General features: G+C 34.7%; 13 protein-coding genes and 1 pseudogene. 1 reads left to right on the forward strand and 13 read right to left on the reverse strand.

The window, feature by feature from the left end:
- Positions 1-25: 25 nt before the first annotated feature.
- From J5J03_RS02210 to J5J03_RS02245, 7 genes and pseudogenes are all read right to left on the reverse strand, one after another.
- The gene (locus tag J5J03_RS02210) at positions 26-1264 is read right to left on the reverse strand and encodes an IS256 family transposase (protein WP_208585893.1); all 1239 of its coding nucleotides are present in this window, start codon (positions 1262-1264) and stop codon (positions 26-28) included.
- A gap of 196 nt (positions 1265-1460) precedes the next feature.
- Positions 1461-3386 carry an endonuclease MutS2 gene (locus J5J03_RS02215; protein WP_208585894.1) on the reverse strand — a complete coding sequence of 642 codons (1926 nt, stop codon included), beginning with the start codon at positions 3384-3386 and terminating at the stop codon, positions 1461-1463.
- Between the two features lie 583 nt (positions 3387-3969).
- Entirely contained in the window at positions 3970-4377 is a 408-nt protein-coding gene (locus J5J03_RS21915; RefSeq protein WP_331460411.1) for an SMI1/KNR4 family protein, read from the reverse strand.
- Between the two features lie 59 nt (positions 4378-4436).
- Positions 4437-4856, reverse strand: coding sequence for a hypothetical protein (locus tag J5J03_RS02230; protein ID WP_231710570.1), 420 nt, complete (start codon positions 4854-4856; stop codon positions 4437-4439).
- 110 nt (positions 4857-4966) lie between these two features.
- A pseudogene (locus J5J03_RS21920) lies at positions 4967-5422 on the reverse strand (DUF4274 domain-containing protein).
- A gap of 36 nt (positions 5423-5458) precedes the next feature.
- Positions 5459-5833, reverse strand: coding sequence for an immunity 22 family protein (locus tag J5J03_RS02240; protein WP_208585895.1), 375 nt, complete (start codon positions 5831-5833; stop codon positions 5459-5461).
- Between the two features lie 12 nt (positions 5834-5845).
- Positions 5846-7666 (reverse strand): T7SS effector LXG polymorphic toxin, encoded by a 1821-nt coding sequence (locus J5J03_RS02245; RefSeq protein WP_208585896.1) that lies wholly within the window; start codon positions 7664-7666, stop codon positions 5846-5848.
- A 213-nt stretch (positions 7667-7879) separates the two neighbouring features.
- On the opposite strand from J5J03_RS02245, the gene J5J03_RS02250 reads away from it, so the two are divergent.
- Positions 7880-8056 (forward strand): hypothetical protein, encoded by a 177-nt coding sequence (locus J5J03_RS02250; protein WP_208585897.1) that lies wholly within the window; start codon positions 7880-7882, stop codon positions 8054-8056.
- A gap of 252 nt (positions 8057-8308) precedes the next feature.
- Here the strand turns inward: J5J03_RS02250 and J5J03_RS02255 are convergent, their stop codons facing one another.
- The 6 genes from J5J03_RS02255 to J5J03_RS02280 all read right to left on the reverse strand — a co-directional run bounded on the left by J5J03_RS02255 (position 8309) and on the right by J5J03_RS02280 (position 13413).
- A complete protein-coding gene (locus tag J5J03_RS02255; RefSeq protein WP_208585898.1) occupies positions 8309-8404 on the reverse strand; it encodes a putative holin-like toxin in 96 nt (31 codons plus the stop codon).
- A gap of 360 nt (positions 8405-8764) precedes the next feature.
- Positions 8765-9436: a hypothetical protein gene (locus J5J03_RS02260; protein WP_208585899.1), complete on the reverse strand. Its 672-nt coding sequence runs from the start codon at positions 9434-9436 to the stop codon at positions 8765-8767.
- A gap of 326 nt (positions 9437-9762) precedes the next feature.
- Positions 9763-10209 (reverse strand): DJ-1/PfpI family protein, encoded by a 447-nt coding sequence (locus tag J5J03_RS02265; protein WP_208585902.1) that lies wholly within the window; start codon positions 10207-10209, stop codon positions 9763-9765.
- 423 nt (positions 10210-10632) lie between these two features.
- Positions 10633-10827: a hypothetical protein gene (locus J5J03_RS02270; RefSeq protein ID WP_208585900.1), complete on the reverse strand. Its 195-nt coding sequence runs from the start codon at positions 10825-10827 to the stop codon at positions 10633-10635.
- Positions 10828-11023: 196 nt separating this feature from the next.
- Positions 11024-11311 carry an alpha/beta fold hydrolase gene (locus J5J03_RS21925; RefSeq protein ID WP_231710572.1) on the reverse strand — a complete coding sequence of 96 codons (288 nt, stop codon included), beginning with the start codon at positions 11309-11311 and terminating at the stop codon, positions 11024-11026.
- An 818-nt stretch (positions 11312-12129) separates the two neighbouring features.
- Entirely contained in the window at positions 12130-13413 is a 1284-nt protein-coding gene (locus J5J03_RS02280) for an IS110 family RNA-guided transposase (RefSeq protein ID WP_208585901.1), read from the reverse strand.
- Positions 13414-13537 lie beyond the last annotated feature (124 nt).

Below are 13537 nucleotides of genomic sequence, written 5' to 3' on the forward strand. Positions count from 1 at the left end.
GGGCTTGTCAAGAAAAGTGTGTAAGTTATTCTAAATACTTTAACACTCGTTCATTAAGATGGTCATGAATTAAGAACTGGTTCATGACCATTGCCCATTGTTGAATATGGCCACCTTCCCATTTACTTTCAAGTTCTTTCGTTCGTAAATACAAGACTTTTAGAAGAGCGTTCTCGTTTGGGAATGCTCCTTTTTTAGTCACTTTTCTAAAGCTGGAATGTATACTTTCTACGGCATTTGTGGTGTACATGATTTTGCGTATCGCACTTCCATAATCAAATAGTTGTTCCACATGGGAGAAATTCCGTTTCCAAACGTCAATCGCTCCAGGATAAGCAGACCATTGTTGTTGAAAAGTTTCAAATGCACTATGACAGGCCTTAAGACTTGGTGCACTATACACCTTTTTTAAGGCAGCGGTGAAAGGTTTATAGTCTTTACTTGGAACGTACTTAATCGAATTTCGAATGAGATGGACGATACAGCGTTGCACGATTACTTGTGGGAAAATAGCACGAGCTCCATCTTCTAAACCACTTACTCCATCCATCGAAATAAAGAAAATATCTTCTACACCACGAGCTTTTATTTCATCAAAGATTTGCATCCATTTATGCTTACTTTCCGTTTCATTTAACCATAGACCAAGAATGTCTTTCTTTCCTTCCATGGTATAGCCTAACATGGTATAAACAGCGTATTTCTTTGTTTCGTAGTCGTTACGTATTGTCGTATAAAGGCAATCTACAAACACAAAGGGATAACAGTTGCTTAAAGGGCGACTTTGCCACTCTTCTAAATCAGGAAGCACTGTATCCGTAATATCAGATATCATTTCATGAGACACGGAGAAACCATAGATATCTTCTATAGTGGATGAAATATCTCGCTGAGACATCCCTCTTGCATACATGGAGATAACTTTATCCTCGATGGCAGAAACATCTCTTTTGCGCTTTGGAATAAGTTGCGGTTCAAATGAACTATCTCGATCACGTGGTACGGCAATATCCACTTCGCCAGTAGTCGTTTTGACTGTCTTTTCTCCGTACCCATTCCGTCTATTGTTTGTTTCTTTTTCTCCTTTATCATTTGATTCATAGCCCAAATGATGATTCATTTCACCTTTTAGCATCGATTCAAACATCGGCCCGAATATGTCCTTTAATGCATGTTGCATATCTTCTACAGACTTTGGTTGATACTGTTCCATAATCTTGTTAGCTAATTCTACGGAGTTAGGATCTCTTTTGGGTTTGCCCATTTAAAACACTCCTTTAGCTTTATATTTTTATTCTACCAAATAAAAAACTGTGTGAGTAAGAAACCGTACGCATTTCTTACTTACACAGTTAATATTACACTCCCGGGTAACTTTTCTGTATGCTACACCTCCAAAAGATTATTCTTCAAGCCGTTGATTACAAACCATATTCTACTGACAAGGCTTAAAATTAGCGTTACTCTTCTGGAAATTTTCCTCTATTCTTTTTCATTTCTTTTTGTATTTTTCGCAGTGCTTTTTTTGAACCACGCTCTATATCATGCTGCATTTTTCGGGTTTTGAAATCTGTAAACAATGATTCTATATCATACCCTTCTGGATATAATTCCTTCGCGGATATCTCTAAGGAAATTCGCTTAACATTTACCTCAATAAATTCTCCGTCATAGAACACAACAACATTATAGAAATTATCCATTTCTTTATATATAATCCCAAAGTCATCTCGTTCTAATAACTTTACACGGTCCCCTTTTTTATATTCATACTTGTACTGAATACTTTCCTCCTTTTTAATCTTTGGTTTCCGTATTTTACTCTGATCAACACGTTCCAATTGGTATCCTTTATGCTCCATATATTGCTTCGCTCTTTGTAAAACATTTTCTCGAACATTCATTTTTCTAGAAATCCAGAGAGCGTTACTTTCTCCTGATTTCCCTATCACTAATTGATACAAAGGTTCCAATGTATCATTATTAAATTGCATTGCTGCATTCATAAAGTCATCGTGTATTTCTGAAAAGTGTTTAATTTCGCCGTAATGAGTTGTCGCCACTGTAATACATCCCATGTGATAAAATTCCTCTAAAATCGAAATTGCTAGTGCAGCTCCTTCATTCGGTTCTGTACCACTTCCTATTTCATCAAATAGTAAAAGAGTATTATTATTTGATGACCCCATAATCTCTGAGAGGTTTTTCATATGTGATGAAAATGTACTTAGTGCATTTTCTATACTTTGGTTGTCCCCGATATCTACAAAGATGTTTTCAAATACTGAGATTTCTGTTTCCTTATTTGCGATAATATGAAAACCTGACATTGCTGCTAATGTTAATAATCCTATTGTTTTTAAAACAATGGTTTTCCCACCAGCATTAGGGCCAGTAATAATTAAGCTACGATAATCTTTTCCTATTTCAAAATTAAGTGGTACAACTTCCCCTTCCCCTGTTAAAAGTGGATGTTTACAATCAACTAATTTTATATATCCATAATCGTTTAACTTCGGTTCTACACCGCCAATGTGTTTACTAAATTTCGCTTTTGCAAATACCATATCATATTGGCTAATAAGTTCCATGTTTATCTTGATTTCATAAATGTTCTCTAAGATCATTCCTGATAAAGTCGCTAATATTTGGTATTCTTCCATCGCCTCTTCAGCTTTTAGACTTGCTAGTTCTCCACCTAATTTTGTAACTATAGTTGGTTCTATAAACACAGTGGAACCTTTAGAAGAAAACTCAATTATTGTACCTGGAACTTGATTTTTGTAAGAAGCCTTAATAGGAATCGTATAGCGATCATCTTTCTTACTAATAAAGAATTCTTGAATATATTTCTTATTTGTATCGCTATTTAAAAATTTATTTAATCGGTCATTTATTTTTTCTTTAGTTACTTCCATGCTATTTCGGATTCGCCTTAATTCTTTGCTTGCAGCTGAATCTACTTCGTTCCCCTTAACCGAAAAATTAAATTCTTCTTCCACATGTTTAAATTCGGTCATTGAATTGGCATATGATGCTAGTACTGGTGCAAAAAATTCTTTCTCCATCATAAACTTTTTAATTTTTCTACACCCTCTTAAAAAGTCTGCTACACTTAATAATTCACTTGGATCAAGAATTATACCTTTTTCAAGATTGTGTATTGTATTGTCAATATTGGATACTCCTAAAAATGGCACATGTCCCACTGCATCTAAGATTGATCGTGCTTCTGTAGTTTCATTCAAACGATTTTTAACTACTTTCAGATCTGTACTTGGTTTTAATCTATCTAGTAATTGTTTACCTAATCCACTTACACAATAAGATTTTATTATTTGTTTTAATTCGTTGTATTGTATCTTCTCATAAGTTGCCTCATTCATTTTGTATTCTCCTCATTATGATATTTTTATCTCATAAATGAAGATACCTACTTTAGATTTCAATGACACTGCAACCATAAATGATATAGTTTGTTACTTATTTACTTAAAAACACAAAAAAGCTACGGGGATACCGCAGCTTTTTTACATTCACAAGATCTGTGTAATATGCACAACAAAATAAGCTATAAAATATAGCTATTTTCCACTATTACGCGCTTTATAAATGTACTGTAGGTATCTTCATAGGTTTTAGAATAAAGCCATAACAAAATACAGGGATATTATGAATATATTTCCCTTCTTATTATCGTATTTATTCCATTAGATATTTTTCCTATTTAGTACCTACCGCACTCATTAAAAGCACCTCTTATTAATTTATAGTTATTTTCACTGAAATCTAAGTTATTGATTTTATCATACTATGTGATAATAAAAAAGTAAAGTCAAAATAATCTTCTAACTTGTATTTGATATCACTAACGTCGCATTAAAATAATTCAACCTAACTTTAAAAACAGACTATTCTAAAAATATCACCAACTATAAAAAAACTCCTTTATAACGAATGATTAGCTATTCAATCATCATATGCATCACCTAGGGAGATAAAATCACTTCTTAGCCAATACCAATATTGCCCTTTATTTTTTATAAGTCGTTCAAGCAAATCAGTAAACGAAGTAGCTATTCTCTGGGACTCACCTACAAGCCCATGGCGATCAAAAAAAACTATCGTGTCTATTTCATAGTCATAGGTAAATTCAATAGTGTCATTTCCATTTGTATTACCATTGGATACATTTAAGATATCTCCTGGAAACGAATATTCAGACATTAATTCTATAAAAAATTTAAATTCAGATGGAAATTGACATCCAAACTTTTTTTCGATATTTTCCCAATCACTTGCCGAAGGAATATCTAAATTTCCTAATTCTTTATCTAATATACCATCTAATAAATTTGCAATCTCATCTCTTGTCACTTACTTTTCCTCCTTTTAAATCCCTTCTCCTGGTAGTATATATTCTTTTTCCTCTTTCTTTATGGTGTGCTCTTATTTCCTTGGCTCTTTGAGAAGGAGTTTAACTGGGAAGGCTTATCATGACGTGTATGATTTCCTCCACCTCTATGAGTTCTTTGTTCTAATTCATCTAATATCCCGCCATTTTTAACAGGGACTTGTTGTCTAGGGTGTGCTTCTATATTTTTATCACCATGCGTCATTTTAGTTGTTGGTCCTTTTCCTTGACGCATTCTTATGACTTCTTCAATTGTTTTTGGCTCATACCTTACAGGTGGAATAGACATAGGTCGGTCTGGATTTGGATAATTTGATGGGCTTAGCTTATCATTATCTATACCCTTAGTATTATTATCAAACTTCTTCAACCCTGGCCCTGCTACATCACCCACTTTATCCAATATCTTAGCCGGTTTGCCAAAGGTGAACAAGGCAGCCATCGCCTTATCTCCACTCTGAAAATAATAAGTGGTTTATTCGGCACTAGGTAGCCCCACAAAAAAGAACCCTTGAAATGCATTTTGCCAATCAAGGGTTCAAATAAATTTCATCATAACTTGGGTATATCAATTTCCTCGCCTGGAGACTTACTAATTAAAACGTCAGGAAGGTCTAGGTTCTTCTTTTTTAACTTATACTTTTGAATTTTTGTTAATTCAGGGTCAAAGGAAATGTCTTGTGATTTAAAGTCTAAGCTTAATAGTTTATTATAAATCTTCTTCAAAAAGACTTTCCATTCCTCTAATGAAGAACTTGAAATTTCATCTGGACTCTCTAATAAACGATAGCCGTCTGCATAATGGAACATTAGTAAACCTGTCCCTAAATCACAAGCCTCGTTTTCTAAGATGGCTGTTGGTATATCAAACCCACTATTTCAATTATAATTTGCAGCAAAGTAATGGAGTAATAAAGGGTTGTCTATATTCTTTAGCTGGCTGATTAAAGTATTTTTATCTGTATTATAAAGCAATCCTATCAGATAAGTAATCTCTGAGTTATCCATCAACTAAAACAACTCTCCATATCTTTAAGATTTCTCTTACTCATAATTTGTAGCAGCAATAAAATCAAAAGCACCTTTTGAACTAATTTCATTTTTATATTCAAAATTATATATTAAAATTACAGCATTATATGATTTCTTTAGGTTTATACTTTTCTGGATTTTTGGGATGACAATTTCTTCATACGAACACCCATCTAATAATGCTGAAATATCACTACTACTATTCTTATAGACCGCTTTTTCTATAGTATCCTCATCTGTTTCATCCATATCAATATTAAAATCAATAAAGAATTGGGAAGGGACAGACTCGCCATCCTCATCATACGTTAAATCAACATACTCTCCTATTGAGTCCTCATCGTTAATATTTCCTAACCAAATCGAAACCCATCCTTGTTTTTCCATTATAGTATCCTCCTACTTTAATCTTAGACCTTGTGGTAAAGACGAAACTCCACCCTCTAATCTATAATTAGCCCAATTATTAAGTCGTCTAACAAATGTATTATAGTCGCTAGAAGTATCAATTATTTCTAACAATTCATTATGTGCTTTAGTTGAGCCTAGTCCTCCATGAACACCCCTTGGATTGACAAATTTGACATCGGATATTGCTGTTCTTAAATCTTTAATCTCTTCAGCACCAATATTCCAATACTTAAATTGCGGAGCCCTTGAAACTAAGTGCCACTCATGTAAACCTCCAGGTTCTCTAAGTTGGCGTTCTATCTTTTTTCTAATCTTTTTATCTTTCCAAAGTTCGTCTAGTTCACTACTTGTAAGGGAATTGAAGAATTTATTAAAATTCCCACTCTTTGCAGTTGGTATATCATCAACAGTTAATTTAGTTATATCTTTAGCATTATCTATATCCTTACCATCTTTCCCAAACTTCCTCAACCCCGGCCCTGCCACATCACCCATTGTATCCAAGAACTTAGCTGGCTTTACAAAGGTGAATAGGGAGGCCATTGCCTTATCTCCCATTCCAGCATTCGGATCAATAATCGTTGCAATGTCTTCTGTAAAGAACTTGAATGTTGTGGTCGATGGTCCTGCTAAACCATCAGGGGTTCCTGTCCCCATTCCTCCTAATACTTTTCGCTTATCTTCAAAAGTTAGTTCTGGGTATTTGAATTGAGACACGTTCCAATCTTTGTTAGGCTTAACCTCTCCACTTTCTATTTCTTTTAGATAGTTCTGGATAGTAGCTGCTTCTTCATCCGACATTTTTACCGTAGCAATATCTTCTGCCTGTAGTTTGTCCATTTTATTCTGTGCTTGACTTCTCTTATCTTGTCGGTTGAATAAGCTTAGATAACCCAGTTGCCATTTCGCCTTAGACGTTTGATACATTAGCGTTTGACTCCACCAAGTGTTTGCTTGTTGTATGGTTCGATTCAATCGAAGATTCATATAATGTTGGATATACTGACTTCCTTGCTTATCTATAAGAGGGTTATTCATATACTGTTGTAATCCCAACGTATGCTCCCGAGTCCAATTATAACTAGAAATTATCGTATTTTCCTCTATTTTGTTATGAAGTGGAGAAAGTATTCTTTGCATAGCTGAAGTTTCCATTGATGCTTTCACATAAGACCGTATACCAGGCAATTGTGTTTCGAAGTTGGTTTCTAGCTGAGTTCTTCCGGTATTGTTTATCACTTTACCCATCAAGCTACTGATTTCCTGCATGGCACTCTCGATTTGGCTTTGATCACTTTTAAAACCATTCGAATAAGCTTCCATTCGTTGAGATAGCTGTTTCATCACCTGCAAACTCGCTTCACTATCATCTAATACATTTGCAGCTGTTGGCGCTCGAGCAGACGACAAATCAGATATACTACTTATTATCTGACTTATATCTGTCTCTATTTGTTGTATTCGTTTAGAGGATTGATGTATATCGGTTTCTTTTTCATCGAGGTATGTTTGATGAATAATCGCATGATGACTGGAATCGACCTCTTCATGGAAATCTTGGAGATGACGGCTTATGTTAATCTCTATCTGCTCGTAAAGTCCTCTAAAGGCTTGCAACAGATTCTTATGTAAAACTTGAAAATACTCCTTTGCTGTGTCTGCAGCTTCTCCTTGGAACTGGTCCATATGTAAAAGCTCATCTACCCGTTTTTCCACTAGATCAATAGATTCTGTTACGGTAGCCGTTTGTCTTTGTACTTGTTCATAGAATTGTTTAACTTCCTTTACACTTATTCTTAAATTCGACATAGCTTCCCCTCTTCTAAAAGGAAATATCATCCAATAGGTATCTTATCATGTCTTCATTAAATGGTTAATAAGTATAAATATTCATTTTATGGTTATAAATTACCTTTTGAGTTTTTTGGTACAATAGACTCGGTAAAACTTTCCTTTATAAAACAAGAGGGAAATAGTCTGCTCCTTCATTTATTATAAACTTCGGTTGAGGGGTTATGTATCATGCTAGGTAGTCACTTTAATGGCATTGGAGATGGTGATGCGACTCTCCTAAGAAATCGTTTTACTTTCAAAACACCAGATATGAATATTTTAATAGATTCAGTAATTTCGTTATTTTCATCAACCTCTGAAGATGCAATTCTTTTAAGCGATTATCATCTAGTTTATATTGTTTGAAAACTGGCACCTTCCTTACAATCCGTCCTTCGTATACGGATAATTGTATGTTGTTGGGGCATGATCCCTTCCAAAAAAGCATGTTACATTTAATGACTTATTCCGCATATTATGATATAATTTTAGTAAGAAATGCATATAATAATAACCCGTAGCGGTAACTACGGGTTAAGATAAGCGGTTCCCCCAGAGGGATCGGCTATCGAGTTGTGATAGGCCTCTCCTAATTACTTATAGGGCAAATAGGGAGGTCTATTTTCTATTGATCAATGAAATGATCAAAGTGAGCAATGCAATTAAGAAGGTACCAAAGCCAAATAGTACCATAAAACTTTCATACATGCTCATAAGCATCACCCCCTTCTATGCGGGGATTAGCCGACCTGACCCTAAAAGAACATTATCCATTTTTTAGTATAACACAATTATCGCGAACGTACATTCTTAATTGCGGATAATTAGGTACAAGTTATTGAGATAAGGAACTTCTCCATATAAGTATTAGGAATGATTACTTTCCGCTGTACTTTCAGTATACCCTGTTAAGTTTACTGTTGTTAACAATAAAAAAGCGTCCGAGTCGTTTGGATAGCCAAATATTAATAACATGACAAATTCTATTAGCCACCCTAAGTACATTCAGCACACTATTTCACAATGTTCCTTTATAATCCTAAATTAGTAAAACGATGTATGAAATTCGATAAGTTAATTGCTTACTTTATCCATAGATTCAAAAACCATTCCATCTGTTGATTGCACCTTTAAAGGTTCTCTTATTTCATCTAAGCCTATCATAATATAAGGCGTTTTATCCTTATTCTCACCTTCAACAATTTTAACAGTGATTTCAGTCGGTCCCCATTTACTTACACTTTCAACTACAATTTCTTTTCCTAAATATTTTTCTCCTAATCTGAGCGTTACTTGTTTTTTACCTTCCGAAATAGTGGAAGTCCTATAATAGCTTTCATCCCTTCCAGCATCTTCTGTATATGTTGTTTCTCCTTTATCAATAATCCAGTAACCTTGATCAGAATAGATAACCAACCCAATAGTCGCAATAAATATAATCGGCAGGATGGCAAGAATAATTTTATCAAATTTCTTAAATTCCTGTGGTTCCCTCCTACGCACTAATAATGGCAAAAGAAGTGTACCAACAATACTAACGATTAAAAATCCTGCTGCTAAGAAACCGTATGCCATACCTTCAAAACCTCGAATCACAATAAAGCCATATGCTGTAACGACAATAGAAAAAAGAAAGGTCACTATTGGTGCTAAATAATACTTACCATTTCTTTTAGATACTATAAAAGTAAACATAAAAATAATCGAACCTAAAAAAATACCACCTAACATGATTAAAAATACCATGTAAACACCTCCAATTTATAATAATTTCAAAATATTGTTTAAATATAGAATGACAATAGCGAGTACCTTTATAATTAAGTAGTAATCGGAATTGACTAACCCGGCCAGTTCCAATATTGAAAGGTCATACAAAAAACAAGGGAATTGGACCTCCAACCTCCCTGTTTTATTTTAATCCATTAATTTTCAAGTAGCCTGGCAGTTAGCACAATATCTTATTACACCATTTTAACATAATATTCCAATATTTCATTTTTATTTTCACCCACAAAAAAAGACGATCATTTGGTAGTCGCCTTGTTGAGCTCTTTCCCCCATTAGTTCAATTAGTAAGTCAGTGTGTCCATTAAAATGTAGAAGTATTTTGGGTCACCCGTATTGAAGTAGTTATACCAAGCCTCAAGGGGATTTTCAGAAAAAACTTCTATCTTCGCTAATATAATTCTAGCAAAAAGCAACCCACCTGCTGAACTAGCTGTTATCAAGTTATTGTCCGAAACTGCTTTAACATCTCTATAATACGATTCTCCTTTATAGTTCGGACATACCATCTTGAGATACTCAAGACTGTTGCTAGTGTGTATACGCTCATCAAATACGCCCGATTCAGCAAGTGCAGTTGTATCACCGCAAATTGCAGCAACAGTTGCACCACATTCTAACAATTCAGTTGCCTTTTCAATAATCGGTTTGTGCCTTGGGTCATCCCAAGTATCTGCTCCAGGCAACAATAAAACTGTTGAAGGAGAAGAAATAATTTCATCGGTAGTTATTTACTCTTATTCCACTAACCTGCCCTTTTATTCCTTATTTTCTTCTCCAATATCGATTTATACCACGAAATTTCATCCAATGCGTCATCAATGGAATTAAAGGGTTCTTATCTATTATGTTTTATTACATCTTTATTAAGACAAATACTTTAGAAGGTTGCTTGCATCTTCAATTGTTACTTGCCTTAGAATCAACCTTTCATTTTCAATTACAGGAAATTCACTTACATTTACCACAATTACCTCCCCCTACCTAAATAAAAGGGCATTTCTGTTCAAGTAAACAACTTCGTTAGCGCAGAGTCCTAATTCAATAACAAACATTAACTGTCTTTTTAAACTTTAAGGCACCCGTTTTAAAATATGAAAAGAATATATTAGTCTAGATATAAAACAAAAAAGTCGATAAATTAATAAGCATTATTAATGATTACTTTCTTTCTGTTTATTATTATCAGTATAGTCAGGGATAAGTAACCCGCCCCCGAAAAATAAAATTATCCCTATTATTTGTAATATTAGTGCGTATTCAGTGGAACGTAGAAATAAAGCTCTAACCATAATAATAACCGCACCAATAATAGTTATTATTATCCCTATCCTTTTTTTAGAAAGCATAATTCGTCCTCCTATAACAGTTATAATTCTTCTTCACTTTACGCCACCTTAATTAAAGAACAACTTGATTTAATATTAACATTATATTCCATTTTTTACCACAAAAAAAGATGAACTCCTCCATTTGAAAGCCCACTATTTGCTTGTTACACTGCCCAGTTCCAGATAAACCACCTGTTATTTTCATAACATTTTTCTAAATTATTGTTACGTCTTCAGGTAAAGTACCTTCTTGTATCCAGTTTTCTATCAATTGATTAAAGAAAATAGGGTTTAACAAACTGATTCCATGTCCAACTTTAGGAATCATAATCCCAGTGCAATTAGAATTATTTGCAACTAAATCTTTCGCTGATTTTTTCATTACTGCTTTTTCTTTTTCTCCAACAGTAACCAATATATTAGCTTTAGCCTTTTTAAAGCTTTCGGGTATTTTAAATGACACATTTTCTTCTAATATTCTAATAAGTGTATCCGACTTCATTTGAGAACTTTCTTTATAATATGTATCAAAATGTTCCTCACCGATATAGAGGGTTTTCGCTTAGAGTTTTGAAAATGATTTGTTTTTAACTAAGGGGAAAGATAATTTTATCGACGGTCTTATCATTTTTTTCAAGAGTGAATTTGGTCTTACTAATGCACTGTCAATAATCGCATAGTCAGCTAAATTGGAATTAAGGCTCAACATTTGAATAGTTACTTGTGCACCTAAAGAAAAGCCAACAATAGTTATGTTTTTAGCATTTGCTATTTTTCCAATTAACTCATTTACTTTTTCTGCACCTAATAGAATTGTTTGTCTGGAACATCACATTTATCTGCAAGAACCTCTTGTGAGATTTTTTTGATTTACTAATTCACTAATACGATTTTCCATTAGAAACCTATATGAACCTCCCTCTATATATTTAAAATATCTTCTAAATACTCTTGTTTTCTCAGAATTTCATTAACACCTATTTTAGAATGCAGTCGGGGAGAGATATCTGTGGTTAGAATACAGAATATTCTAACACCAATTAATCCATCCTAACGACCAAATTGGTAGTGTTTGGTAAAAAACAGTATAACCATGCTTCACTTTCTCCACACTACTTATGGTCGCTTACCCTCCCATATATCACGGGATTTACATCCATACATTCCTTCGTCCTGCGTATCCACAAGGTGGAGGTCGGAAAAGCTCCTTTGCTGGGTCCTATGCCCGAATGGAAAAAAATAAGCTCCGACTCTGCATTATTGGTGTTTTTCGATTCCAAAAATTCATGTGCATTTATACTTACAATTCCATATGGCTCATTAAGCAGCTAGTAATGTTTCGTTTGGAGGAATTCCCTTCAATAGTTTACTTCCATCAAATTCACACTGTTTTTGTCCCATGGTAAACAGAACACGTACTAACTTCCCACATAACGCAATCAGTGATTGCTGCTTTTTCAGTGGACGATCAGGGCGTTTTGTGTAATACGTATGCAGGGCCTTAAACGTTGGGTTACTGGCTACAAGTGGGCGAACAGCTAAATATAAGGCTTTTCGTAGTTTCTTTCGCCCTCGTTTGGTTATTTTCGTTTGGCCCTTGAACTTTCCGGAACTATGCTCACGCAATGATAAGCCTGCCATATTCACTACTTGTTGAGGATGATCATACTTCATAAGATCCCCTACTTCTGAGAAAAAGGTGGCAACTGTCGTTACTCCCAGACCTTTAATCGCCATTATTTCTTTTGCCCCTGGTATATCATTCATTAACTCTGCGATTTCTTGATCTAGTTCTTCTAATTGGTCACGATACAATTCGTATTGATCCAATAGACTGTGTAATTCTTTCTTCGCAAAACGTAAGCCTATCTCAATACCAATACTTTTTTGTGCTTTTTCTACTAGTTTCGTTGCTCTTTTGATTCCAACACCACGCTTCACCACTGTTTTCCAGCGATCTAATACTTCTTCTGGTGTCATGTCACGAATGTCAGACGGAAATGGAAATTCCTGCAATGTGAAGAAGGCAGTTTTTCCATCCCAATCTTTAAACACATCGTTAAACTCCGGGAAGTATCGTTGGATATTGTTCTGAATGCGGCCTTCAATAATCATCAGCTGTTTGGTTAGTTGATCTCTTAATTTTATTCCTTCTCTTAGTTCGGCATATATGCCTTCGAGAAGATTTGGTACAGAGTATCTACCATCCTTCACCAGCTGGGCAATGACACGCGCATCTTTCGTGTCATTTTTCGTTGGCGAATTATCATCGAACTCTTTGGATTTCTTCACGTGCATAGGGTTCACTAGCACAAAATTATATTTCTGAGCTATTAAATAATAAGCAAGGCTTAGCCAGTAATGCCCTGTTGGCTCCGCTCCAAAAATAACTGTGGTTTTGTCATAGTCTTTTTGAAGCCTGGATACCCAATCCAATAACTGTTCAAAGCCATGTACCCGATTTTCAAAGATCAATCGTTTGCCAAATTCATACCCTCGATCATCCTGGGCGCGAGCTACGTGTTTGTCCTTGGCAATATCAATCCCCACGATTAGGGTTGATGGTGTGATTTGCGATAATTTACGATTTTGATTATAATTCATTATTGAGTCCTCTCCTTGGTATCTATTTAATTTCGGGGTCAATGCGCATTGACACCCTGTACTATACCAAGAGGGCTCTTTTTCTTTCAATCCTCAAATTTCTTCATTACAGGAATGCTCCTTT

The organism is Gracilibacillus suaedae, from assembly GCF_017599345.1.
In the GTDB taxonomy this organism is placed as follows: Bacteria; Bacillota; Bacilli; order Bacillales; family Amphibacillaceae; genus Gracilibacillus; species Gracilibacillus suaedae.